Source organism: Dactylosporangium sp. NPDC000244, from assembly GCF_040300725.1.
In the GTDB taxonomy this organism is placed as follows: Bacteria; Actinomycetota; Actinomycetes; order Mycobacteriales; family Micromonosporaceae; genus Dactylosporangium.
Window position 1 is genome coordinate 130,046 of sequence record NZ_JBEPEH010000030.1, and the last position, 24,555, is coordinate 154,600.

Below are 24,555 nucleotides of genomic sequence, written 5' to 3' on the forward strand. Positions count from 1 at the left end.
TGACTCCTTGCCGGCGGGGGGTGTTTGCCGCCTCAGCGGACGGGCTCGGGGTAGCCGTCCAACAACGGCGACTGGCGGAACAGGGCGGCGATGGCGCCGAGCGCGCCGTCGTCGTCGCCGAGGCGGGCGGCCCGGACCGCGGGCCGGGCGCCGCCGACGGGACACAGCTCGCCGGCGAGGATCTCCTCGACGCGGCGGACGAACGCGGGCGCGCTCTGCGGCAGGCGGCCGCCGATGACGACCTGGGCGGGGTCGAGCACGAGCGCGGCGGTGGCCACGACCCGCCCGACCGCGGCGGCGGCCTCGTCGAGCACGGCGGCGGCGACGGTATCGCCGCGGCCCAGGGCGGCCTCGAACTCGTCGATGGTGGCCACCGGGACGCCGCGGCGGGTGCAGCTGCGCAGGACCGCCGGGATGGACGCGACCGTCTCCAGGCAGCCCCGCTTGCCGCACCGGCACGGGTCGCCGCCGGGCTGCGCGGTGACGTGCCCGAACTCGCCGGCCACCCCGTCCGCGCCGGCGACGAGCCGCCCGCCGACGACGAGGCCGCCGCCGATGCCGTCGGAGAGGCGGATGTACAGCACGTCGTGCACGTCGGGCCCGTCGGTCATGGCCTCGGCCAGCCCGGCGAAGCGCGTGTTGTTGTCGACGACGACGGGCGCGGCGAACCGCTCCCCGAACGGCTGCGCGAGCCCGGGCGCCGCGGCCCGGGGGCCGGCCACGCCGACGCCGACGCCCTGCAGCGCCCGGAAGCTCACCCCGGTGCGGGCCGCGACCCGGTCGATGAGCGCGAACGCCGCGGCGAGGCGCTCCTCCCAGCTCGACTCGGCCGGGTAGGCGGCGTGCCCGGCCGCGATGATGTCGTGCGCGGCGTCGGCGACGGCGATGCGGACCCGGGTGTGGCCGAGGTCGACGCCGAGGAACTGCCCCGAGCTAGGGTCGAGCGTCAGCAGCTCCGCCGGGCGGCCGGAGCCGGCGCGCTTGGCCGCGTCGGTGTCGACGACGACCACGGCGCCCCGGGAGAGCAGGTCGCCGGTGATCTCCGACAGCGTGGTGCGGGACAGGCCGACCTTGATGGCGATCTGGCCGCGGCTCAGGGCGCCGTGCTCACGCAGCACGCGCAGGACGCGGGCCTCGTGCGTGCGCCTGACCAGCGCATGGACTCCCAGAACGGACACGCAGACACGGTAGGCACCGGCCAATTTTTCCGTCAACAGTCCGACAGAATTATTCTCTGCTAATGAGATAGGTAATGCAGGATTTGAGCCCCCTCCGCAAACACGGCGGCGGCCCCGCTCCCCTGGTCAGGAGCGGGGCCGCCGTGGTGTCGCTACTTGTTCGAGGGCGCCGTCGCCGGGGTGGCCGCGTCGTTGGCGACCATCTCCGGATGGGCCGCGACGAACGGGCCGACGCTGTCGCTGCCGTAGGCCTTGAGCAGGTCCAGCGCCGCCTGATCGAGGACCTCGAAGGACTGCCCGTTGATGATCTCGGTCTTGAACTGCCCGTTGTTCGTGCGCAGGGTCATCATGCCGTCGGGGTTGATGCCCTTCAGCGTGAACATCCAGTCGGCGAGCGAGACGTCGTTGTTGTAGAACGACACCGCCTTGCCGACCGAGTTCAGCACCTCGTTGACCTTGATCGGGTTGGCCAGCACGCCGGCGCTCATCGCCTTCTTGGCCATGGCCTTGATGAACTGCTGCTGGTGGCGCTGGCGGCCGTAGTCGCCGTCGCCGTTGGCGAGCTTGTCGCGCTGGCGCACGTAGTCCAGCGCCTCCCACGCGGCGAAGTCCCGGCAGCCGACCTCGTAGATCATCGGGCGCATGTTCGGCCTCAGGCTCGTCGGGATGCCGTCGGCGTTGAAGTTGTACGGCACGCCCTCGGCCCCGGTCTTGGTGTTCCACCCGGTGTGGATCGACGTGACCTTCTCGTCGACGCACATGTAGACGCCGTCGAGGGCCTTCACCAGCCCCGAGAACCCGTCGAAGTTCACGATCGCGGCGCCGTTGAACTTCAGTCCCCCGCCGGCCATCGCGCTCACCGTCTCGGCCAGCAGCGCCAGCCCGCCGTCGCGCCCGCCGCCGTTCTGGTAGCCGAACTGGAACGCGGCATTGATCTTGTCGGTGCCGCCGTTGTACTTGGTCTTCTTGTTCGCCGGGATCGCCGCCTTGGTGTCCCGGGGAATCGACATCAGGTAGATCGCGTCGTGCGACGCCGGCACGTGGGCGACGATGATCGAGTCGGCCCGCGCCCCCATCTCCTCCTGGTTCACCCGCTCGTCGATGCCGACGAGGAGCAGGTTGATCGGCCCGTCGATGGTCGCGCCCGACGCCGCCTCACCGAGGCCGCCCTCATGGGTGATCTGGTCGCTGTAGTGATTCAGCAACAGATTGCCACCGACGAGGGAGCCTCCGCTGAGCAGCAGCAGGAATGCCCCTCCGACCAGGGACAACCGCGCCCACAACGGGTCCTTCTTCCCACGCTTCTTCGCCATACCACTCCCCGGCACCAGGTGTCCCTCGGCGGGCCACAATATCCCCCCGAAGTGTGCGACCGTGTTTCGTCCCTGAAGACGGATTCAGGACAGCGGTTGGTTGCAGTTTCAGCCGTTTCTCAGAATTCTGGCCGTTTCGCCTGCCGCTGCCCTCGGCCATGCGCCTTGTCTTCGCTGCTCAGCGCCCGTGCTACCACCGCGTCTCGCGCACCCCTTGCCGGCCTCCTGCGCCGCGTCGGTTCACAGGTAGTACACGGCCCGCCCCTGTCGGTTGCCCACCACTCGGCTTCGCCGGCGTTGCCGTAATGACCTGATGCAGAACGACGTCCGTCGTATTGACGTTCGATGCCGCCGTGAACAGCGCAATCCCGTGCTGCGGCCCGTTTTCCGGGAGTCGCCGGTGTAGTTGCCGCTCTGCGATGGCATAGGTCAACGGAATGATCTCCGTCACGGACGCGAGGCTCGTCGTGCTCGCGACTGCGTTGGTACCACCGGCGTGATACACAGTTTCTGCCGGTCACGTTGAAGGGGGACGAGTTGGGCGCGCTGCAGCGGTTCGAGAAGCGGCTGGAAGGCATGGTGGAGGGCACCTTCGCCAAGGTCTTCAAGGGCGTCGTCCACCCGGTCGAGATCCTCAACGCGATGCAGGGCGAGGCCAACGCCAATCAGACCCAGATGACGGGCGGGCGGATCCTCGTGCCCAACCGGTACCTGATCGCCCTCGCGCCCGCCGACCACACGCGGCTCGCACCGTTCGCGGCCGCCCTGGCCCAGGAGCTCGCGCAGTCGCAGGCCGAGTACGTCGGGGAGCAGGGCTGGGCCGTCTACGGCGACATCGTGGTCGAGATCACCCGCGGTGACGACCTCGACACCGGTCTGTTCCGGGTGAGCGCGCAGGTCTACACCGGCGGCGAGGTTGCTCCGGGTGAGGGCCACGGCGTACGCCTCGTGACCGAGGACGGCCAGAACTACCCGCTCGCGCAGGGCGCGACGATCATCGGCCGCGGCGAGCAGGCGTCGTTGCGCCTCGCCGACGTGGGCGCTTCGCGGCAGCACGCGCGCGTCGAGTACGACGGCAACCGCGCGGTGTTCACCGACCTCGGCTCGGCCAACGGCTCGATCGTCAACGGCCGCCGCGTGGACACGACCGTCATCCTGCACCCGGGCGACGAGATCGTCATCGGGACCACCCGGCTGTCGTTCCGGGTCTGACGCGACAACCGCGGACGCGGCCGACCAGCCGCGTCCGCCTGTTCGTCCAAGCGGCCGAACGCACCGGACGCGATGTCCGTTCGTGGATTCGAAGCCGCTCCGGCGCCGGCCGCAGCCGACAACGCCGACCAGAAGTCACCTTGACGCGCACCTGCGGGCAGCAACCCGCCGAGCTCGGTCAGCAGGTGCGCAGCAGGCGCTCGAGGACGCGTTCGCCGAACTCGAGGCCGTCCACCGGCACGCGTTCGTCGATGCCGTGGAACAGTGCGGTGAAGTCCAGGCCGGGCGGCAGGCGCAGCGGGGCGAAGCCGAAGTGGCGGATGCCCAGGCGCTGGAAGGACTTGGCGTCGGTGCCGGCCGAGAGCATGTACGGCAGCAGGCGCGCGCCCGGGTCCTCGGCGTCGATCGCGGCCGCCATCGCGTCGACGAGCCGGCCGTCGAACGTGGTCTCGACCGGGGGCAGCAGATCCCAGTCCATCTCGACGTCGGGGCCGAGGACCTCGGCCAGCTCCCGCTCGAACGCGCGCTCACGGCCGGGCAGCATCCGGCCGTCCACCGTGGCCTCGGCGATCGACGGCACCACATTGGCCTTGTACCCGGCCTTCAGCATCGTCGTGTTCGCGGTGTCACGCAGCGTGGCCCCGATCATCCGTGACAGCGAGCCGAGGCGGGCGATCGCGGACTGCGGGTCGTCGGCGTCGAAGGGTACGCCGGTCAGCTCGCTCACCCCGGAGAGGAACTCCCGCACGGCCGGGTGCAGGACCGTCGGGAACTCGTGCGCCTCGAGGCGGGCCAGGGCCGTGGTCAGCTTCGCCACGGGGTTGTCCGTGTGCAGCATCGAGCCGTGCCCGGGCGTGCCGCGGACCTTGAGCCGCAGCCACATGACGCCCTTCTCCGCGGTCTCGACGAGGTAGGCGCGCACGTCGTCGCGGACGGTGTACGAGAAGCCGCCGACCTCGCTGATCGCCTCGGTGACACCGTCGAAGAGCTCGCGGTGCTGATCGACGAGGAAGCCCGCGCCCTGCCGCCCGCCCGCCTCCTCGTCGGCGACGAACGCGAACACGATGTCGCGGGGCGGTACCACATTGTCACGCTTGAACTTCCGCGCGACCGACAGCGCCATGGCCACCATGTGCTTCATGTCGATCGCGCCGCGTCCCCACAGGTAGCCGTCGCGGATCTCGCCGGCGAAGGGCGGCACGGACCACTCGGACGCGTCGGCCGGCACCACATCGAGGTGACCGTGCACGAGTAGCGCGCCACGCTCCGGGTCGGCGCCGGGCAGGCGCACGACGACGTTGCCGCGCTTGGGCGCCGGCTCGAGGTACACCGGCTGGAATCCGGCGTCGGCGAGGCGCTCGGCCACGAACTCCGCCGCGGCCCGCTCGTTCCCGCTGGCTCCGTCGTCGCTGGTGTTCGTGGTGTCGTACCGCACCAATGCCCGCGCCAGCTCCACGACCTCACTCATGATCACCACGGTAGTGCCGAATTGTGAATTCACAGTGACCTGCCAGGTGTGTGGGATTGCGGTGCCAGCTCCACCGTGCACGGTCGTCAGGACAGGTCCGACTTCTCCGCAGGAGTTACGCGCGATGAGCTCAGCCCACGACGACCAGGCTTCTTCGCCCGCCGCCGACCCGGCACCCGCTTCCGCTGCCGCTCCGGCACCGGATGCGACCCCGGCCGGACCGCAGTCGCCGCTCCCTCCCGCCGCCGACCCGGCGTCCGCTTCCGCCGCTGCTCCGGCATCGGGCGAGACCCCGGCCGGACCGCAGGTGCCGCTCCCTCCCGCGACGACCCCGGCCTGGGCCGGGACGGACCCCGCACAGCCGTCCGCCCCGCCGGCTCACCCGGCGGCTGAGACGACCGCCCCCACGGCGGCCAGGCAACCGGGCGCCCCTCCCACCTGGGCCGAAGGGGCGGCGCAGGCCGAGCCGACCACCCCCAGCCCGGCCGCGCAACCGGTCGCCGGTCAGCCCGATCCCGCAACGACTCCCATCTGGGCCGAAAAGGCGCCCGCGCAGCCCGTTTCCGGCCCGCCCGGCTACGGGGCGGCGCCGATCTGGGCCTCGGGTGCGCCGTCCGGCCCGGCGGCCGCCGGCGCGGGTTCCCCGGCCGCCCCGCAGCGTTCGTCGCGGCTCAAGCTGGGCATCGTGGCCGCCGTCTCCGCCGTCATCGTCATCGGCGGCGGGGTGGCCGTGGCGCAGGCCGCGAGTGACAGCAACGCCACGCAGAGCCAGGGCCCGGGCGGCGGTCGCGGACCCGGCGGCCAGGGCTTCCCCGGCGGCGGTGGCCAGGGCTTCCCGGGTGGTCAGGGCAATCAGAACGGCCAGAACGCGCGGGGCAACCAGGGCGGCGGCTTCGGCGCGCAGGGCGGCGGCTTCGGCCGTGGCGGGATGACCACACTCGGTGGGGCGCTGCACGGGGACTTCGTGGTGAGGGGGAGCAACGGACAGTACGTCACGGAGCGCCTCCAGACGGGCACCGTCACGGCGGTGAGCGCCACCTCGATCACGGCCAAGAGCGAGGACGGCTACTCCTCCACGTTCGTGGTCAGCGACGCCACGAAGGTCAACAACGGCGCGTCCACGATCGCCGACGTGAAGACCGGCGCCACCGTCACCGTGATCGGCACCGTCTCCGGGAACACCGCCACGGCCACGGAGGTCACGGACGTGAGCCTGCTGCGGCAGGGAAATGGCGGTAACGGTCAGCGTCCGGCGAGCCCTCGCCCCACCAAGACCACCTGACGCGCACCGCACGGGCGGGCCGGCCCGATGGTGCCGCCGGCCCCGCCCGCGGTCGGGCCCGGTGATGTCGTCGAGCCGCCTGCGGTCGGGTTCGTGGTCCCGTCGGGCCGCCTGGGCGAGCCGGCCCGACGATGCCGCCGGCCCCGCCCGCGGTCGTGCCCAGTGATGTCGTCGAGCCGCCTGCGGTCGGGTCCGATGGTCCCGTCGGGCCGCCTCCGGTCGGGCTATGGCCGGTGGCAGCATGGTTGGTCCTGGCGGTCTCGGACCCTGCTGGAACCATCGTAGTGGGGGCCACGACGGAGGAGCGGCCCGCGTCGGATTGCGGGATTACGGATTATTGGATTACCGGTAATCGTAAATCCGGTAATTCGGCGGCGGTCACTGGGAGTGACACCGGCCCGCCATCACCGCCCCGGGACGTTGTGCTGCGGGACCCGGGCTCAGGAAGTCGCGAGGCTGGACGGGGACGGAAGGTCCGTGCGGTGCAACGGCAGACGCACCTCGAACCGGGCGCCCTCCCCCAGCGCGGTCTCCAGCGTTACACGGCCGCCGTGCGCCTGGACGATCGACGCCACGATGGCCAGGCCCAGACCCGAACCGCCGGCGGCGCGCGCGGGTCCGGGCGGTAGAACCGTTCGAAGACGCGTTCGGCGTCCTCCTGCGTCATGCCGGGGCCGTCGTCGCTGACCGTCAGCACCGCCTCCTCGTTGCGCACGGCGACCGACACCGTGACTCGAGTGCCGGGCGGGGTGTGCGTGTACGCGTTGGCGAGGAGGTTGGTCAGGACCTGGCGGAGCTTGCCGTCATCGCCGAGTACGATCGGCGCCTCGACGTCCGACGTCTCCGAGACATCCGAGACGTGCAGGCGCACCGTGTGGGACGGGGCCGTGACCCGGGCGTCGAGGACCGCGTCGGTGGCCAGGCCCAGCAGGTCCACGGACTGCAGTTCGAGGGGGCGTTCCTGGTCCAGGCGGGCCAGCAACAGCAATTCCTCGACGAGCAGGCCCATTCGTGCGGCGTGCTGCTCGATGCGTCCCAGGACTGCGGTCGCTGCCTCGTCCGAGCCGCCTCGCTGGCGGTACAGCTCGGCGAAGCCCCGGATTGCCGTCAGCGGCGTGCGCAGTTCGTGGGAGGCGTCGCCGACGAAGCGGCGCATGCGCAGCTCGGAGTCGCGCGCCTCGGCCTCGGAGGCGCGCTGGGCGGCGAACGCGTCCTCGAGGCGGCCGAGCATCGTGTTCAGGGCCGTGGACAGGCGGCCGACCTCGGTGTCCGGGTGCGCGACCGGGATGCGCGTGGACAGGGTGCCCGCCGCGATGCCGGAGGCGGTCTGCTCCACCTGGACGAGGCCGCGCAGGCTCGAGCGGATCAGGACCAGCGCGACGACGACGAGGACTACGAGGAGTGCGGCCGCGATCACGGACTCCAGCTTGACCAGGCGGTCGACGGTGGCGTCGACCTCGTTGAGGCTCACCGCGACCGTGATCTCACCGTCGGTACTGCGGACCGTCATGGCCCGCCATCCGCTCCCGCCGCCGTCGGGGTCGACGTCGAAGAGGCGGCCCACCGGAGTTGTTCCGGCGCTCGCGAGCCGGGGCCGGGCCTGGCCTGCGGGCGCGCCGTTGCGTTCGAAGAGGATCTGCGGCTTGCTGTTGTTCGGCGTGTACCGCACGTAGAACGCGTTCGCCAGCTCCGGCCCCCGGTTCGGGCCGCGCGGGGCCGCGTCCAGGGAACCGTTGTCCGCGATACGCATGGCGGTGAGCCTGGCCGTGTCGGTGACCTGGCCGTCGATGCGCTTCATGAGGTACTGGCGCAGGGCAAGCGTCGTGGCGACACAGATGCCGGCCAGGGCGAGGGCGACCATGGCCAGCACCGCGGCGAGCAGCTTTGTCCGCAGGCTCCAACCGGCTGGTCCGCGCCCCATCACCCCATCGTGGAGGAAGCGGGCCTCGGTGCGCCGCGACTTGGCCAACCTCGCAGCGATCACCCAGCGATGGCGCACGTCGACGAGCAATCACTTCGCCGAGTTGCAAGGCGGCCAGGTCACGCTGGTGAACAGCACAGCTGGGCCACGCGAGTGAGCATGGGGCCTCACAGCCGATAGTGAAGCGGTCCGCACGGTCAGCCGGGCGAACCTCAGGCAGTGGCGGCAAAAGGGAGAGACAGCCCGCAAGAGCGTGAGGCCGCCCGCGAGGGTCAACGGCCACGGCCAGCATGCGAGGCCGGTCGCGGGCGCGGCCGCGGGCACCGGGTGATCTGGTGGCCGCGGCCGCGCGGGCGGGTCAGGAGCAGGCGCATTCAGGACCGACGCGTCAGAACCCGGCACGTCAGAACCCGGCACGTCAGAACCCGGCACGTCAGGACCGGGCAGGTCCCAGGCGCGTCAGAAGCAGGCGCGTCAGAAGCAGACACGGCCAGGAGTAGGCGGGTCAGGTGAGGAAGCTGCCGTACGGGCCGGCCAGGATCGCGTTCTTCTGCGCCTGGCTGAAGTGGGTGTTCGGGTAGTTGTAGAACGACGCCGACATCGGGGTGCCGTCCGTCGACGATGCGTCGGGCAGGCCGAAGCCGTGGCCGAGCTCGTGGACCATGCCGCCGTACCAGCGGTTCATCGGACCGTTGATGCCCGCCGCGCCGTCGGCGTCGTGGCCGCTCAGGATGACCCAGCCTGGGCCGCCTCCGCCGCCGGACTTGCCCGCCTCCTCGGCGCTGATCTCGCCCACGCACAGCCAACGACTGTCCTGGTTCGAGATGCCGAAGCGGCGCGTCAATTCGGCCTGCATGTTCTCGACCACGCACCAGTAGTGGTCGCTGGTGTTGCAGTTCGTGGTGATGTACCACTGCGCGTTGTGCTCGCCGTTGACCACCTCGACGACGGTGGTGTTGAGCGTGAAGGTCTTGCCCAGCTCCTGCTTGTAGTACCGCTGGGCCTCGCGCATCACGCTCGCGATGCCGTCGGGGTAGCGCTGGTCGAAGGCGACGTCGGTCGGCTTCAGCCAGAAGACCCGCACGGTCTTCAGCGCCGGGCCGGTGGAGCCGGTGCTGGTCGGCGTCGGCGAGGCGGATCGGGTGCTGCTCGGCGTCGGCGAAGGCGATCGGCTGCCGCTCGGCGACGGTGAAGCGGATCGGCTCGGGGACGCGCTCGTGGTGGGCTCGACGGTGCCGGTGCAGGCGACGTTGTTGAGCCGGAAGGCGGTCGGCACCGCGTTGGTGCCGTTCCACGCGCCGTTGAAGCCGAACGACGTGCTCGCCCCCGTGGCCAGGGCGCCGTTGTACGACACGTTCGTGGCCGACACGGACGCGCCACTCTGCGTCACCGTGGCGTTCCAGGCCTGGGTGATCGTCTGGCCGTTGGTGAAGCTCCAGGTCAGCGTCCAGCCGTTGATCTGGTCGCCGAGGTTGGTGATCGCCACGCTGGCGCCGAAGCCGCCCTGCCACTGCGAGCTGATCGTGTACGACACGCGGCAGCCGGCGGTGGCGGCACTGGCCATCGTCGTGGCGACGGCCGTCCCGGCTGCGGCGAGTCCGACGGTGGCGGCAACCGCCACGAGGCTACGGATCTGATGACGGCGCAACGCTCATCTCCCTTCATTCGTGTATGCGGATAAGTCACTGTGTTGTCCGAAAACCTTTTCGGCAAGGTAGGAGCAGCAATCCGAAAACATCTGGAGCGGGATCTGCGAAAGTTTCAAGCACTCACTGAAGGTGATCGCCCGGTCACCGTTCGCTGACGCCGGAACACCGGGCGCAGCACGCGCGGCACAGCAACGCAGCGCAACACGACGCAGCGCAGCGGATGAGGGCAACCGCGACGACGAGCGCACCCAGGACCATCGGGCAGCCGGCCGCACTCGGTCCGAGGGCGCCGGCGGGTGAGGTCCCGTGGACGAGCGCATACAGGACCGTTGGGTGTCACTGTCCGTTCGCGGCCCGGCGGTCCGCTCAGGGTCGCGGCGGTTCAGTCAGGGGCGCGGCGGTCCGCACAGGGGGCGCGGCGGTTCAGTCAGGGTCGCGGCAGTCCACTCAGGGGGCGCGGCGGTCCCGCCAGAGTCGCGGCGGTTCGGTCAGTTCCAGTTCGCCTCGACGTCCGGGGACTCCCAGAAATTGAGCCCAAGGTGCCCTGGCAAGACCGCGAAGCCATTACCCGACAGATCGAGCTCGCCGCGCTCCGAGTTCCGCGCCAGCTCGATCGCCTCGTCGACCGTCAGGCTCACTCGGGCTTGCGGCCGACCGCGCCCAGGACCGAACGCTGCTCGTGCTCCGCGGGCTCCTCCGGGTCGGGGTGCCAGCTGGTGATCGGCACGACGCCGGGCTCGACCAGTTCCAGGCCGGCCAGAATGCCGGCCACCTGCTTCGGGTTGCGGGTCCGCACCGAGGTGGGCGTGCGGTCGTACAACTTCGTCACCTGCTCGTGCTCGTGCCCGAGATCGTCGACGGCGGTGAAGTGGGAGACGGCGACGTAGCTGCCGGGGACGAGCGCCTCGGTGAGCTCGCGCACCAGCTTCGGCGGGTCGTCCTCGTCGCCGAGGAAGTGCAGAACCGCGACCAGGAGCACCGCGACCGGGCGGTCGAAGTCGATCAGGGCACGGACCCGCTCGTGGCCGAGGATGCCCGCCGGGTGGCGCAGGTCGCCGCCGATGGCCGCGGCGTACCGGTTGCCCGCGAGGATCGCCTGGCCGTGGGAGACGGCGACGTCGTCGACATCGACGTACACCACCCTCGCGTCGGGGTCGATCGCCTGCACGACCTCGTGGACGTTGCCCCGCGTGGGGATGCCCGAGCCGATGTCGAGGAACTGCCGCACGCCCTGCGCCGCGAGCCAGCGCACCACGCGGCCCAGGTAGGCCCGGTTCGTGTGCGCGACCTGCAGGATGCCGGGCCAGGCCGAGATGAGCTGCTCGGCGAACTCCCGGTCGACGGCGAAGTTGTGGTAGCCGCCCAGTCCGTAGTCGTAAACGCGGGCGGCGTTGGGGACCGTGACATCGACGCCGTCGGGCGCCCATTCCGGCAGACTCACGCGATCAGCGTACCCGTCGTTGTAAATGTCACGGTCTTGTGGCGATCGGGATCCGGACTCCATGACGTGGCACGTTGTAATTACCGTTGGGCGGGTGACCGAGCCGTCCTTCACCGCGCCCGCCGCATCCCCGACTCCCCCGGCGTCGCCCGGCACGCACGTGTCCGGCGCGCCGATGTGGCCCGACTCGGTGCCGCCGCCGGTGTCAGCGCCCACGGCCGATGGGCCGGTCCCGCCGCCGGTGTCAGCGCCCACGGCCGATGGGCCGGTCCCGCCGCCGGTGTCAGCGCCCACGGCCGATGGGCCGGTCCCGCCGCCGGTGTCAACGCCCACGGCCGATGGGCCGGTCCCGCCGGGCCAGATGGCGCCGCCAGTGTCCGCGGTGCCGGTTGCGCCGGCAACCGACGCACCGACTCCAGAGGCGCCGGTTTTCGCGGTGCCGGCTTCGCCGGCTGATGACCTAACGGCTCCCGAAGCGCCGGCTTCCGGAGCGCCGGTCACGTCCGACCCGGCGGCCGAGAGCACGGCCGAGGGCGAAGGGCTCAGCGACCCCGGCGCGCCGAAGGTCGAGGGGCCGCCGCCAGGGCTGTGGGCGAAGATGAAGGCGGACCCGGAGTACGCCCCCGAGCACCTTGCTCTCGAAGCCGTCACGCGACTCGGCCCCAGAATGACCGTCGAACTGGTGAAGCTCAAAGGCCAGAACCCAGGTGCCCACGCCGACGCGCTCGCGGACATGATCATCTATCGGTACGTGAACCAGTCGCGGCTCTCCGGGGCCGTCGGCGGGGCGGTGCCGGTCGCGGGCACCCTGCTCGACGTCGGGGTGCTGGCCTGGACGCAGGCGCGGATGGTGCTCATGCTCGCCGCCAACTACGGCGTCGATCCCGCGCACCCCGATCGGGCCGTGGATCTCCTGGTGCTGCAGGGGATTCACAAGTACACGCAGACGGCCCGCACCGCGCTCGCCGTCGCGCGGGGGCGGGAGAGCGTCGACGCCCTGCTGCCCGCCGACCGTCCCGAGATGCGCAAGGTGCTCATGCGGCTCGGGCTCAAGCTCGCGCAGATGGCGGGTGTGCGGGCGGTGAAGAAGATGGCGGCCAAGGTCATTCCGGGGCTCGGGATCATCCTCGGCGGCGTCACCAACGGCAACGCTACGCGTGCGCTCGGTGGCCGGGCGATCACCATGTACCGCCGGCCGCCCATGCTCACCCATCCGCACCCCATGCTCACGCATCCGCACATGGCCCATCACCCGCCGCGCCAACTCCCGCCCGCTCGCTGATCCGCCCCCAATCCTCGCCTCCGCCCCCAATCCGCGCCTCCGCCCCGATCTCCGCCGCCGCCGCAAAAAGGGCAACGCGGACCGCATTGGCGTGCATCGCTCAAAGCAGCGGTAGTCGCAAGCGGGTCGACATTGACCGTCATCTCCGGCACAATTTTGGGCCAGGCATTCCGGGGGAAGAATGCCGGACGGGGGACGGTTCGGTGTCATGGACCCGAGCGACGCGTTAGGACCGGGCGGGCGCCTGCGCCGGCACCGGCTGCGAGCCGGCGTCGACCAGCGGGAACTCGCCCGCCGAGCCGGGATCAGCGTCCGCGGCCTGCGCGACATCGAGCAGGGGCGGGTCAGACGGCCGCGCGCCGAATCGGTCGAGCGGCTCGCCGACGCTCTGGAACTTTCCGTCACCGAACGGCAGGCATTGGGGTTCACGGCGGCCGGTGAACAACCGGCCCGTGAACAACTGGCCGGTGAACAACCGGCCCGTGAACAATCCGCTCAAGGCGCCAGTGAGGGCACCGGCCGGGAAGCCGATGACGCGAAGGCGGCGGTGCACGTCGGGGTGCTGGGCACGCTCTCCATGCGGCTCGGCGACGCGGCCGTCGAGGTCCGCTCGCCCATGCTCCGGGGACTCCTGGGACTGCTGGCCCTGCACCCGCGGCAGGCGGTCTCCCGCGACGAGATCGTCGACGTGCTGTGGGACAGCCCGCCGCGGACATGCCTCAACCTGGTGCACGTGTACGTCGGGCAGCTGCGTCGCCTGCTCGAGCCCGACCGGCGGCAGCGCCGGCCCTCGGGGACGATACGGCTGGCGGCGGGCGGCTACCGGCTCGACCTCGACGCGAGCGGGCTCGACGTCGTGCGCTTCGACGAGCTGCTGGCCCGGGCGCGCCGGGACATGGGCGACGCGGCGGCCCGGGAACACCTCGGGCAGGCGCTGGACTGCTGGCGCGGGCCGGTGCTGGCCGGGGCCGACCCGCGGCTGCGCGAGCACCGCAGCGCCGCCGCCCTGAGCCGGCAGCGGGTGGACGCGGCGATGGCGTACGCCGACCTCGCCCTCGCCGCCGACGAGCCGGCGACGGCAAGCATGGTCGCGGTGCGCCGGCTGCTGGCGATCGTGCCCGACGAGCCGCTGCACGAGGGCCTGCACGCGCGGCTCGCGCGGTTGCTGGCCCGCACCGAGCGCGCCGGGGCGTTGCGCCTGCTGGCCGACGTCCGCGCGCGCCTGACCGAGGAGCTCGGCGTCCAGCCCGGCGAGGAGCTGCAGGCCGCCCAGCTCCACGTGCTGCGCCAGGAGGCGGGCGGGGAGCCTGCACCGCGCGGTACGACGGCCGCGAATGTCGTCGTGCCGGGGCAGCTACTCGCCGACGTGGCCACCTTCACCGGGCGCGCCGACGCGCTGCGGCGCCTGGACGCGCTCGTCGACGGGCGCGAGGCGCGCCGGCCGCCGGGCGCGACCGTGGTGGCGATCGCCGGGACCGCGGGCATCGGGAAGACCGCCCTGGCGATGCACTGGGCGCACCGGGTCAAGGACCGGTTCCCCGACGGCCAGCTCTACGTCAACCTGCGCGGCTACGCCCAGGGATCGCCGCTGCGGCCGATCGAGGCGCTCGCCCGGTTCGTGCACGCGCTGGGCACGCCGCCGGACGAGGTGCCGCTCGACGTCGACGAGGCCGCGGCCGTCTACCGGACACTGCTCGCGCAGCGGCGCATCCTGGTCGTGCTCGACAACGCGCGCGACGCCGAGCAGGTGCGGCCGTTGCTGCCCGGCGGCGTGGGCTGTCTCGCTATCGTGACCAGCCGGGATCGCCTCGCCGGGCTGGTCGCGCGGGAGGGTGCGCAGCCGCTCGCGCTCGACGTGCTCGGCGCGCAGGAGGCCCGCGCGCTGCTCGGGCGGCTCCTCGGGGCCGAGCGGATGGGCGAGCCGGCGGCCGCCGACGAGCTGGTCGGGCTCTGTGGCGCGCTGCCGCTGGCCCTGCGCATCGCCGCCGCCAACCTGCTGTGCGAGCCGCACCAGACGATCGGCGGGTACGTGCGCAGGCTGCGCGACGGCGACCGGCTCACCGCGCTGAGCATCGACGGCGACCGGCAGACGGCCGTCGGCGCCGCGCTCGACCTGTCGTATGCCGCGCTGCCGGACGACGCCCGGCGGGTGTTCCGGCTGCTCGGCCTGGTGCCAGGCCCCGACTTCACAGCCGGCGCCGTGACCGCGCTGAACGGCCAAAAACCAACAAGCGCCGCGGCCACGCTGAACAGCCACGAAACAACCGGCCACGAAACAACAAGCGCCGCGGCGTCGAAGCTGGAGCGGCTGGCCCGCGCGCACCTGATCGAGGAGTCGGCGCCCGGCCGGTACGCGTTCCACGACCTGCTGCGCCTCTACGCCCAGGCCCGCGGCGAGGCCGAGGACGACGAGGCCGACCGCCGCGCCGCCCGGCAGCGGCTGCTCGACCACTACCTGTCGGGGCTCGACGCGGCGGCCCGCCTGCTGTATCCGGAGAAGCTCCGGATGCCGTTGCCGCCGCGGGCGTCCCGGATCGGGTTCGCCGACCACGCGCAGGCCCTGGCCTGGATCGACGCGGAGCACCCGAACCTGGTCGCGGCCGTGCAGCAGCCGGAGCCGGGCGCGACGACGTGGCTGCTCGCCGATGCCCTGCGCGGGTACTACCACCTGCGCGTCCACACCATCGACTGGCTCACCGCCGCCCACGCCAGCCTCGCCGCCGCGCTCGAGGCCGGGGACCCCGCGGCCGAGGCCGTCAGCCACCTGAGCATCGCCGACGCCCACTGGCGCCGCAGCCGGCACGATCTCGCGGTCGAGCACTTCCGGCGGGGACTCGCGGCGGCGCGGCGCACCGACTGGGCGCAGTGCCAGGCGACCATCCTCGGCAACCTCGGCGCGGTGCACTGGCAGTCGGGGCACCTCAAGGCGGCCGGCGAGCAGATCGCCGAGGCCCTGGAGCTCAACCGACGGGTCGGCTGGCTCGCCGGGCAGGCGGTCGGCCTCGGCAACCTCGGGCTGGTACGCATGCAGGCCGGGCAGCTCGCGGCCGCCGCCGGGCACTTCCGGGAGGCGCTCGACCTCAGCCGGCAGCTCGGCTCGCGCAGCAGCGAGGCCAACGTCCTGGGCAACCTCGGCGAGGCCTGTCAGCTGCTGGGGCGGCTCGACGAGGCGATCGAGCACCTGAGCCTGGCCCTGGTCCTGCACCGGGAGCTCGGCGGGCAGGGCAACGAGGCCGCGAACCTGCGCACCCTCGCGGCCACGCACCGCGACGCCGGGCGGCTCGACCAGGCCCTTGAGCTCGCTCAGGCCGCGCTGGAGCGGGCGCGCGGCACCGACATGCTCCGGCTCGAGATCGACGCGCACAACGCGATCGGGTCGGTGTTCGACGCGATGGGCCGCCACGACGCGGCCGTCGACAGCCATGAGCGGGCGCTGGTGATGGCGCGCGAGACCGGGGAGCGGCTGCCCGAGGCGGAGGCGCTCATCGGGGTCGCGGCGGCCCGCCGCAACCTCGGCGAGCTCGACCGGGCCCTGGCCGACGTCATGCGGGCGCTGGCGCTCACCCAGCGGGCCGGGTTCCACCAGCTCGAGGGGGCGGCGCTGACCGGGCTGGCCGCCGTCCACCTGGCCCGCGGCGAGCCGCAGTGGGCCGTGCACGTCGGCGAGCGGGCGAGCGCCGTGCACGAGAAGACCGGGTTCCGGGCGGGGCTGACCCAGACCGCCGACCTGCTGCGCGAGGCCCGTGCGGCCGGCGAACCGGCCACACGGGCGTCGGGGCGCTGAACGCGTCAGCAGCCGTCCCACGGGTCGTTGCACGCCGTCGTGCCCAGGGTGCAGTTCGGCTTGACCCACACCTTCTTGTAGATGTTCCCGGAGCAGGACTCGCACCAGCTCTCGTACGGGCAGCTGGCGGTCGCGGTGGCCTTCGGCAGCAGGCGGGCGAGCATGCGCTCACCGGCCCGCTCGACGAGCTTGAGCATTCCGTGACATCCCTTCACATCAGACGGCCGGCCCCGTGCCGGCGCGGTCGTTCCCCCGGCCGAAGCCGAAGTCCTGGTGCGGTCCGGGCGACAACCGCCGCACGACCACCCCGAGCAGCCGCTCGCCGGGCAGGTAGCCCAGGCGGCGCGAGTCGAGGCTGAAGTCGGGGTTGTCCCCGAGGACCACCAACTTGCCGGGCGGCACCGTGGGACCGTCGGCGACGGCCACCCCCGTGATGCCGGCGTCCGGGACCGGGTCGCCGGGCAGCGCGGCGACCCGCTTGATCAGGTACTCGACGCCGTCGGCGCCGCCGAGCACGACCACCTGGCCCCGCCGGACGGTGCCGAGCACGGCCCGGCGGACCAGCACCCGGTCGCCCGGGTCGAGGGTCGGGCGCATGCTCAGACCCGACACCGTGATCGCCACGAACCGGCGGCGCAGCAGCACCAGCCCGGTGGCGGCGGTCACCGCGACCAGAGCCAGCGCCAGCGCGAGCAGGAGCGCGGTCACGACGCCACCCCGGCGTCGGTGTACCCGCGAGCCTGCACGTCGAAGAGCTCGGCGTAGCGCTGCCCGAGCGCCATGAGCTCGGCGTGGCTGCCGTCCTCGACGGTGACACCGTCGCCGAGCACCACGATGCGGTCGGCCTCACGCACGGCGCTGAGCCGGTGCGAGATGAGCAGCGTGGTCAGGCCCTCGCGGTGCCGGCGCAGGGCCGCGTGGACCTCGTACTCGGCCTGGGCGTCCAGTCCCGCGCTCGGCTCGTCGAGGATCACCAGGTCGCGCCGGGCCCGCAGGAGCGCCCGGGCCAGGGCGACCCGCTGCCACTGCCCGCCGGAGAGCACCACGCCGATCTGCGGGTCCTCCTCCGGCGAGCCCTGGTGGAAGATGCGCGACAGCAGGGTGTCGTAGCCGCGGGGCAGCCCGCGCAGGATGCCGTCCACGCCGGCTCGCCGCGCCGCCTGCTCGACCCGGGGCCGGTCGTCCAGCGCGCTCAGGTCGCCGACCGCGACGTTCTCGGCCGCCGACAGGTCGTAGGCGGTGAAGTCCTGGAAGATGGCGCCGATCCGCTCGCGCAGCAGCGCCGGGTCGAGCTCGCGCAGGTCGGCGCCGTCCCAGTGGATCGAGCCGCGGGTCGGGTCGTAGAACCGGCACAGGAGCTTCACGAGGGTGCTCTTGCCGGCCCCGTTCAGCCCGACGAGCGCGATGGTCTGGCCGTGCGGGATGAACAGGCTGACGCCGCGCAGGATCCAGGGGTGCTCGGGGCTGTAGCGGAACCACACGTCGCGCAGCTCGATGCCGCGGCGCAAAGCCGGGGCCGGGGCCGGGTGCGCCGGGACCGGCAGGTCGGGGCCGCCGGAGACGACCTCCTGGAAGTGCTCGAACAGCAGCAGGGCCTGGTGGGCCGTCGCCGCGTGCTGGACCCCGCCGGCGAGCCCGGCCTGCACGCCGGCCATGGCCGCGATGAACATCGAGACGTCGCCGACGGTGGCCCGGCCCGCGGCCGTCTCGGCGATCATCCACATGAGTCCGCCGCCGGCCACCGCCGCCGAGACCACCGCGAGCAGCGCGTGGCTGCGCAGCTGCCGCCGGCCGATCACGCGGTACTCGTCGTTGACGGCGGTCAGCTCGGTCCGCATCCGCTCGCGGAAGAAGTCGCCGAGCCCGAACAGCCGCACCTCCTGGCCGACGCCGGGCATGGTGAGCAGCCGGGCGAAGAACATGTGGCGGCGCTGCGCGTGGCCGGTGCGCCAGAGCATCGCCGCCTGTGCCCGGTTGAGCGACAGGTGCACCCGCAGCATCGGCAGCGCGGCGACGAGCACCGTGGCGGCGACGACCGGGCTGACCGCGACCAGGGCGGCGGTGAACCCGGCGACGCCGATGAGCGCCTGGATCAGCCCGAGCGCGCTGGAGACGAGCTGGCCGGGGCCGCTGCGGCTGGCCTGCTCGGCCATCTGCAACCGGTCCTGGAACGCCGGGTCCTCGAGCCGGGTCAGGCCCGGCTGTCCGTTCACCGCGCGGTAGAGGCGTTCCTGGGCCCGGACGCCGACCCGCCGCTCGGTCTCCGTCGTGATGTACCGCATCGCCTGGGGTGTGACGGCGGCGGCGAGCCCGGTCGCGCCGATCGCCGCCGCGAGCCCGAGCAGCGCGGGAAGGGCCGCCCCGCCGCCGGCCAGCCGGTCGAAGAGCTGCTTGCCGAGCACCGCCGTGACAACGGGGAGCACGCCGCCGGCGACGGTGAGCGCCACCTGCGCGACGAGCAGGCCGGGTGCGGCCTCCGCGGCGAGCCCGAGGGCGGCCCGGGCGTGCCGCAGCACCATCTGCGGCCGGGCGGGCGGCGGGCCGGACGTCATCGGCGCGGGCCCGCGCTCGCCCGTGCCCCGCCCGAGCGGACGGCGGCGGCGAGCCGCCCGGCGTCCGGGAACGAGCCCAGGTCGGTGCCGGAGGCCAGGATCACGCCGTCCGGGTCGAGCAGGTACATGGCGGGCAGCCCGCGCACCCCGAACGCCTCGTACACCGAGCCGCCGCCGTCCGGCTCGTCGACGACGGAGGCGGCCGGGGCCAGCTCGGCCGTGAGCGCCGCCGTGTCCTCGGGCGGGCCGACGACCACGGCGAAGACCTGGCTGCGGTCGAGTCCGGCGCGGCGGGCGTACTGCAGGAATCCGGGCATGCGGTCGTGGCACAGGTTGCAGTGCGGGGAGAAGAACCCGACCAGGCGGGCCGCCGGCCCGCCGGGCTCGAACGGCTCGCCGTCGCGGGCGGCGGCGGTGAACGGCGCGGGGCGCTGCCCCGGCGGCAGCACCGGGCGGCGCTCGGCGTCGATGAGGGGGCCGTCGTCGCCGGGCGTCACCGGGCGGCGCAGGCGCTGCACGACGCCGAGCAGCAGCACGAGGTTCAGGACCGTGACGGCACCGAGGAGGACCACCGCGGCGGTGAGGTACGCCATCGCTCAACGCTCCTGTCGAAGGGTCGGGTACGGGCGGAACAGCTCGGCGATGTCGTCGAGGCGCAGCACCACGGCCGCGGCGACGGCGGCGGCGGCCACGGCGAGCGCGGCCCCGGCGGGGTGCACGTCGCCGGGCGAGGGCGCGGTCACGGCGACGAGTCCGAGCGCGCCGACGCCGGCCAGGACGAGGTTGCGGGCCACGTGCACGCGGTCCAGCGGCCGGGCCGAGCGGGCGCCGAAGCACAGGCAGGACGCGCGGACCCCGCGGCGCACGGTGATCTCGATGGCGACCGCGAAGACGGTCAGCAGCGCGGCGGCCGCCGGGAACGCGAGGCGGGCGCCGCCGGGCACGGCGAAGAGCGCGACGAGGCCGGCCTCGACCGCGATCACGGCGGCCGCGACCGGGCGGCGCCGGCGGCGGGGAACGAGCCGCAGCTCGGTGAGCGAGCCGGCGAACTCGTCGAACGCCGCGCGGCTACGGGCCTTGCCGGCGGCCGACACCGCGAAGATCACGACGAGGAGCACGCCGCAACCGATGGCCACGTACCGCACGATCACCCCGCTTCCGGCGAGCCGGACGCCCGCTGGGCATCAAGCTAGGCGGGGGCATCGGAAGGTTCGCTGAAGCGCGACTGAAGCCGCCGACCAGCACGATCGCGCCGGCACCGGCAGAAGCGGCAGCACCCGGGCGGCAGGTGCGAAATCGCGTTGACAGCCATGTGAATCTTGTCGGGTGGCTACGGACTTGATCGCGGTGACCGGCGCGACGGGCGCATTGGGCCGGCTGGTGCTGGCGGAACTGCTGGAGCGTGTCCCGCCCTCGCGGGTCGTCGCCGTGGTGCGCGACCCCGGCCGGGTCGACGGGGTCGAGGCCCGCCACGGCGACTACGACGAGCCGGAGTCGCTGCGGCGCGCCTTCGAGGGCGTGGACCGGCTGCTGCTCATCTCCTCCCCCGAGCTCGACCCGGCGCGCCGGGTGGCCCAGCACCGCAACGCGATCGAGGCCGCCTCCGGCGTCGGGCTGCTCGCGTACACGAGCTTCCTCGGCGCCGACGAGCCCGGCCCGGGCGTGACCGAGGCGCACCACGCGACGGAGACGGCGATCAGCGAGAGCGGCCTGCCGTACACGATGCTGCGCAACCCCTTCTACACCGAGGCCTTCGTCCACCCGGGCCTGCCGGCGCTTCCCGAGCTGACCAGCGGCACCGGCGGCCGCGGCCTGAACACCGCGACCCGCGCCGACCTGGCGGCGGCCGCCGCGGCCGTGCTGACCACCGGCGGCCACGAGCGCCGCGCCTACGACCTCACCGGTCCACTGTGGACCTACCCCGAGCTCGCGGGCCTGCTCGGCATGGCGTACCGCGAGGAGCCCCCGCCCGGCCCGATGGCGTACCTGCACGGCCTGGCGAAGGCGGGCCGGCTGGAGCGGCAGACCGGCGACCTCGAGTCGCTGCTCGGCCGCGCGCCGGCCGGCATCGCCGAGGTGCTCAGGGACGCCAGACGATGAGGTCCGGCGGGCCCATGCGCTCGGCGAACCGGCCCTGCGGGGAGGTCTCGGCCAGCAGCCGGCGCAGGTCCGCCTCGAAGGCGCCGAGCCGGTCGCCGAACAGCGGCGGGGCCGAGCTCGACAGCGAGAACACCGCCGAGACCAGCTCGTCCGCGGAGCGCTCCACAACCTCGCCCGGCCACGGCGCGAGACGGACCGGGCCCCGGTAGCCCGCGGCGCGCATCACGTCCTCCTCGCCCGAGCGGGTCGGGCGGCGCGGGCCGGCGTAGGAGCGCACGAGCGCGTCGACCGCGTCCCAGGGCGGCCGGGGCAGGGGCAGCTCCTCGGGGCCGTCCACGCCGCGGTGGGTCTGGCCGCCGACGTGCACCCAGGCGCCGTGCGGGTCCAGCATCGCGCGGACGCGGGCGGCCACCAGCGGCTGGTCCATCCAGTGGAAGGACTGCGCGAAGGTCACCACGCGGAAGGTGCCCAGGCCGGCGGGCAGGTCCTCGCCGCGCAGGACGTGCCAGTCGATGTGCGGGGCGCGGCGGGCCGCCACGGCGATCATGTCCGGGTCGGCGTCGACCCCGACGGCGGCGGCGAACAGCGGGGCCAGCAGGGTCGTCAGCGAGCCGGGGCCGCAGCCGACGTCGAGCAGGCGGCCGGTGCCGTCGAGGCCGAGCTCGTCGCGCAGGGCGGTCGCGAACTCGGCCGGATACGGGCGGCGTCCGACCGGGTAGTGCTCGGCCGCGCCGGCGAACAGGCTCACGCCACCTTCTTGACGAGCGTCTCGAAGGCGAGGTCGGGGCGCCGGGGCACGCCGAAGCGCTCGTCACCGTACGGGAACGGGCTGATCTCCCCCGTCCGGGAGTACCCGCGCCGCTCGTACCAGGCGATGAGCTCGTCGCGCTGCACGATCACCGTCATGCGCACCTCCGCCGCGTCCCAGGCGTCGCGGGCGTGGCGCTCGGCCTCGGCCAGCAGGGCCGCGCCGAAGCCGCCGCGCTGGCGGGCCGGGTCCACGGCGAACATGCCGAAGTAGGCGTACCCGTCCCGCCGCTCCAGCTGCCCGCAGGCCACGACGGCATCGCCGTCCAGGTTGAGCAGCACGATGCTGTCGGGCTCGGCGATCGCGGCCGCGACCATGGCCGGGTCCGTGCGCTGCCCGTCGAGCAGGTCGGCCTCGGTGGTCCAGCCGGCGCGGCTGGCGTCGCCGCGATAGGCCGACTGCACGAGTTCGACGATTGCGGACACGTCGGGGGTGCCGGCTACGCGAAAGGTCACACCCCATCATGGTCCGTCGCCCGGTACCGTGGCCCGGTGGGGTACGAGCTGCACATCGCCCGCGTCATCCCCTGGATCTACTGCCATCGGTTCCCGATCGGCCGTCACGAGGTGCGGGCGCTGCTGCACGCCGAGGACTGGCTGCGGTACGACGACGGCCGCCTCTGCGCCAGGGACCCCGGGGAAGCCCGGGTGCGCCGGATGCTCGACATCGCCGCCGAGCTCGACGCCTGGCTGCTGGGCGACGGCGACACGATCTTCGGGGTCGCCGGCGACCGGGTCGTCGAGCGCGAGGCCACCCACGCGGACCTGCCCTTCCCGCGCACGTTCGTCGCCGCCGAGGCCGCGATCACGGCCGCGCGCTGGGCCGAGGTCGTCGCGGCCGAGCCCGACCTCGAGTGGCGCACGCGCATCCGGGCCCAGGTCCCGTCGGGCGCGACCTGGATCGACTGCCCTGCGGTGGCCTGCTGGACCGGGCACCCCTCCGGCGAGCCGGTGCCGTTCTTCCACTCCGAGTACGAGGCCGCGGTCGAGGTCTGGCGGCCCGACTCCGCCACGCTCACGCGGGTGGAGGCGCTGGAGGTACGGCTAGCCCTACCTTCGTGAAACATGGTGGCGGGATCGATTCGGGTGCCGCCGCGGTTCAGGCTGGTGGCATGCGGGACACGATCGCCGTCGCCGAACGGCACGAGCTGCACACGATGCTGCGGGACGCGCTCGAGGACCTGTGCCGGCTCGGCGCCACGGGGGCGCAGGGGCAGGTGCACGACCGCGGGCGGGACGTGTCCGCACAGTCCGGGGCGGGCATGCCGGCCGCGGGGCGGTTCCGGATCGGCTGCGCGACGGCGACGTTCACGGCCGTGGTCGTCCTGCAGCTGGCCGCCGAGGGCCGCCTGTCGCTCGACGACACCGTCGCTTCGCACCTGCCCGGCCTGGGCCTGGACGCGACCACCACCGTGCGGGACCTGCTGCGGCACACCAGCGGCCGGCCCGACTACCTGGGCGCGCTCGCGGCCGGCCCCCGGCTCGCGCACCGCGAGCCCGAGGAGCTCGTCGCGCTGAGCCGGGGGCCGCGGACCGAGGGGTGGTCGTACTCCAACACGAACTACGTCCTCGCCGGCCTCGTGGTGCGGGCGGTCACCGGGCGCTCCTGGGCCGAGCAGGTGCGCAACCGCGTCGCCCGGCCGCTCGGGCTGCGCGACACCTACTACCCGTACGACCACCCGTCGCTGCCGCGCTCCTCCGCCCGCGCCTACCAGCAGCAGTGGCCGGGCGGCCCGCTGGTCGACGTCACCGAGCTGAACCCGACCGCCCTGGACGCGGCCGGGGGCCTGGTGAGCACCACCGCCGACCTGACCCGGTTCTGGTGCGCGCTGCGCCGCGGGGAGCTGCTCGGCCCGGACGGGCTCGCCGAGCTGGACCGGGTCGTGCCGGCGGAGACGTACCAGCAGGTGCGCCCCGGCCTCGGGTTCGGGCTGGGAGTGTTCCGGGTGCCGTCGCGCTCGGGCGGGTTCTGGGCGCACCCGGGTGCCGCGCCGGGCACCGCCACCTGCAACGGCGTGAACGACGACGGGTCGCGCTGCGTCGTGCTGTACCGCACCACGACCCCGGCCGACCCGGGGCTCCGGGCGGCCATGGACGCGCGGGCGCTGCGGCTCGTCGAGGACGTCCTGGACACGCCCGCAGCGCTCGGCTGACCCGCGATCCTGTCATCCGATCGGGCAGTTCCGCCGCCGAGTCCTCAGCCCGGGAGCCGGGCGGGCGATGGCACTGGCAACGGCGGCCAAGGACGGCCACCGGCCCTGACCCGATCCAAGGAGGACATCATGGGTCTTCGCATCAACAACAACATCGCCGCGCAGAACGCATACCGGAACCTGTCGGTCACCGACAGCCAGATGAGCAAGTCGCTGGAGAAGCTGTCGTCGGGCTACCGGATCAACCGGGCCGCGGACGACGCGGCCGGCCTGTCGATCTCGGAGGGCCTGCGCTCGCAGATCGGCGGCCTCAAGGTCGCCGTGCGCAACGCCCAGGACGGCATCTCCGTCGTGCAGACCGCTGAAGGTGCGCTCACCGAGACCCACTCGATCCTGCAGCGCATGCGTGACCT

General features: G+C 73.2%; 23 protein-coding genes. 8 read left to right on the top strand and 15 right to left on the bottom strand.

The genetic code is table 11. The annotated features are described in order from the left end of the window. Positions 1–32 precede the first annotated feature (32 nt). Positions 33–1,178, bottom strand: coding sequence for an ROK family transcriptional regulator (locus ABT369_RS37060; RefSeq protein WP_350619338.1), 1,146 nt, complete (start codon positions 1,176–1,178; stop codon positions 33–35). 152 nt (positions 1,179–1,330) lie between these two features. Further along, positions 1,331–2,491 (bottom strand): LCP family protein, encoded by a 1,161-nt coding sequence (locus ABT369_RS37065; protein WP_350619340.1) that lies wholly within the window; start codon positions 2,489–2,491, stop codon positions 1,331–1,333. Positions 2,492–3,028: 537 nt separating this feature from the next. On the opposite strand from ABT369_RS37065, the gene ABT369_RS37070 reads away from it, so the two are divergent. Continuing rightward, positions 3,029–3,703, top strand: a complete 675-nt coding sequence (locus ABT369_RS37070) for an FHA domain-containing protein (protein ID WP_350619342.1) — start codon at positions 3,029–3,031, stop codon at positions 3,701–3,703. A 178-nt stretch (positions 3,704–3,881) separates the two neighbouring features. Here ABT369_RS37070 and ABT369_RS37075 read toward each other — a convergent pair whose 3' ends face one another. After that, positions 3,882–5,171: a M20/M25/M40 family metallo-hydrolase gene (locus ABT369_RS37075; RefSeq protein ID WP_350619344.1), complete on the bottom strand. Its 1,290-nt coding sequence runs from the start codon at positions 5,169–5,171 to the stop codon at positions 3,882–3,884. A gap of 307 nt (positions 5,172–5,478) precedes the next feature. On the opposite strand from ABT369_RS37075, the gene ABT369_RS37080 reads away from it, so the two are divergent. Beyond that, a complete protein-coding gene (locus ABT369_RS37080) occupies positions 5,479–6,453 on the top strand; it encodes a hypothetical protein (RefSeq protein WP_350619346.1) in 975 nt (324 codons plus the stop codon). A 440-nt stretch (positions 6,454–6,893) separates the two neighbouring features. Here the strand turns inward: ABT369_RS37080 and ABT369_RS37085 are convergent, their stop codons facing one another. The 5 genes from ABT369_RS37085 to ABT369_RS37105 form a co-directional block, all read right to left on the bottom strand. After that, a complete protein-coding gene (locus tag ABT369_RS37085; protein ID WP_350619348.1) occupies positions 6,894–7,028 on the bottom strand; it encodes a hypothetical protein in 135 nt (44 codons plus the stop codon). Beyond that, entirely contained in the window at positions 6,992–8,374 is a 1,383-nt protein-coding gene (locus ABT369_RS37090) for a sensor histidine kinase (RefSeq protein ID WP_350619350.1), read from the bottom strand. The genes ABT369_RS37085 and ABT369_RS37090 overlap by 37 nt, the downstream gene beginning before the upstream one ends. 505 nt (positions 8,375–8,879) lie before the next feature. Continuing rightward, positions 8,880–9,995: a cellulose-binding domain-containing protein gene (locus ABT369_RS37095; protein ID WP_350619352.1), complete on the bottom strand. Its 1,116-nt coding sequence runs from the start codon at positions 9,993–9,995 to the stop codon at positions 8,880–8,882. Positions 9,996–10,511: 516 nt separating this feature from the next. Next, positions 10,512–10,661: a hypothetical protein gene (locus tag ABT369_RS37100; protein ID WP_350619354.1), complete on the bottom strand. Its 150-nt coding sequence runs from the start codon at positions 10,659–10,661 to the stop codon at positions 10,512–10,514. Further along, complete coding sequence (locus ABT369_RS37105) at positions 10,658–11,464, bottom strand: SAM-dependent methyltransferase (RefSeq protein ID WP_350619356.1); 807 nt, start codon at positions 11,462–11,464, stop codon at positions 10,658–10,660. Before ABT369_RS37105 ends, ABT369_RS37100 begins: the two co-directional genes overlap by 4 nt. A gap of 373 nt (positions 11,465–11,837) precedes the next feature. Between ABT369_RS37105 and ABT369_RS37110 the strand changes: the two genes are divergently transcribed. Both ABT369_RS37110 and ABT369_RS37115 read left to right on the top strand, forming a co-directional pair. Then, positions 11,838–12,746 (top strand): EcsC family protein, encoded by a 909-nt coding sequence (locus tag ABT369_RS37110; RefSeq protein WP_350619358.1) that lies wholly within the window; start codon positions 11,838–11,840, stop codon positions 12,744–12,746. Positions 12,747–12,954: 208 nt separating this feature from the next. Beyond that, complete coding sequence (locus ABT369_RS37115; RefSeq protein WP_350619360.1) at positions 12,955–16,530, top strand: tetratricopeptide repeat protein; 3,576 nt, start codon at positions 12,955–12,957, stop codon at positions 16,528–16,530. A 5-nt stretch (positions 16,531–16,535) separates the two neighbouring features. Here ABT369_RS37115 and ABT369_RS37120 read toward each other — a convergent pair whose 3' ends face one another. From ABT369_RS37120 to ABT369_RS37140, 5 genes are read right to left on the bottom strand one after another with little or no spacing between them, the layout of a single operon-like run. Next, positions 16,536–16,727, bottom strand: coding sequence for a hypothetical protein (locus tag ABT369_RS37120; protein ID WP_350619362.1), 192 nt, complete (start codon positions 16,725–16,727; stop codon positions 16,536–16,538). 19 nt (positions 16,728–16,746) lie between these two features. After that, the gene (lepB, locus tag ABT369_RS37125) at positions 16,747–17,238 is read right to left on the bottom strand and encodes a signal peptidase I (protein ID WP_350619364.1); all 492 of its coding nucleotides are present in this window, start codon (positions 17,236–17,238) and stop codon (positions 16,747–16,749) included. Further along, complete coding sequence (locus ABT369_RS37130) at positions 17,235–19,082, bottom strand: ABC transporter ATP-binding protein (RefSeq protein WP_350619366.1); 1,848 nt, start codon at positions 19,080–19,082, stop codon at positions 17,235–17,237. The genes lepB and ABT369_RS37130 overlap by 4 nt, the downstream gene beginning before the upstream one ends. Then, the gene (locus tag ABT369_RS37135) at positions 19,079–19,675 is read right to left on the bottom strand and encodes a thioredoxin domain-containing protein (protein WP_350619368.1); all 597 of its coding nucleotides are present in this window, start codon (positions 19,673–19,675) and stop codon (positions 19,079–19,081) included. Before ABT369_RS37135 ends, ABT369_RS37130 begins: the two co-directional genes overlap by 4 nt. A 3-nt stretch (positions 19,676–19,678) precedes the next feature. Beyond that, complete coding sequence (locus ABT369_RS37140; RefSeq protein ID WP_350619370.1) at positions 19,679–20,218, bottom strand: MauE/DoxX family redox-associated membrane protein; 540 nt, start codon at positions 20,216–20,218, stop codon at positions 19,679–19,681. Positions 20,219–20,408: 190 nt separating this feature from the next. Between ABT369_RS37140 and ABT369_RS37145 the strand changes: the two genes are divergently transcribed. Further along, entirely contained in the window at positions 20,409–21,182 is a 774-nt protein-coding gene (locus tag ABT369_RS37145) for an NAD(P)H-binding protein (RefSeq protein WP_350619372.1), read from the top strand. Here the strand turns inward: ABT369_RS37145 and ABT369_RS37150 are convergent. Together ABT369_RS37150 and ABT369_RS37155 are read right to left on the bottom strand one after the other, a co-directional pair. Then, the gene (locus ABT369_RS37150) at positions 21,163–21,930 is read right to left on the bottom strand and encodes a class I SAM-dependent methyltransferase (RefSeq protein WP_350619374.1); all 768 of its coding nucleotides are present in this window, start codon (positions 21,928–21,930) and stop codon (positions 21,163–21,165) included. The two genes, ABT369_RS37145 and ABT369_RS37150, sit on opposite strands and share 20 nt — an antisense overlap. After that, positions 21,927–22,445, bottom strand: a complete 519-nt coding sequence (locus tag ABT369_RS37155; RefSeq protein WP_350619376.1) for a GNAT family N-acetyltransferase — start codon at positions 22,443–22,445, stop codon at positions 21,927–21,929. Before ABT369_RS37155 ends, ABT369_RS37150 begins: the two co-directional genes overlap by 4 nt. 36 nt (positions 22,446–22,481) lie before the next feature. On the opposite strand from ABT369_RS37155, the gene ABT369_RS37160 reads away from it, so the two are divergent. The 3 genes from ABT369_RS37160 to ABT369_RS37170 form a co-directional block, all read left to right on the top strand. After that, entirely contained in the window at positions 22,482–23,051 is a 570-nt protein-coding gene (locus ABT369_RS37160; protein WP_350619378.1) for a hypothetical protein, read from the top strand. 50 nt (positions 23,052–23,101) lie between these two features. Beyond that, a complete protein-coding gene (locus tag ABT369_RS37165; RefSeq protein ID WP_350619380.1) occupies positions 23,102–24,142 on the top strand; it encodes a serine hydrolase domain-containing protein in 1,041 nt (346 codons plus the stop codon). 129 nt (positions 24,143–24,271) lie between these two features. After that, a partial coding sequence (locus ABT369_RS37170) for a flagellin N-terminal helical domain-containing protein (protein ID WP_502891865.1) occupies positions 24,272–24,555 on the top strand: 284 nt, incomplete at its 3' end.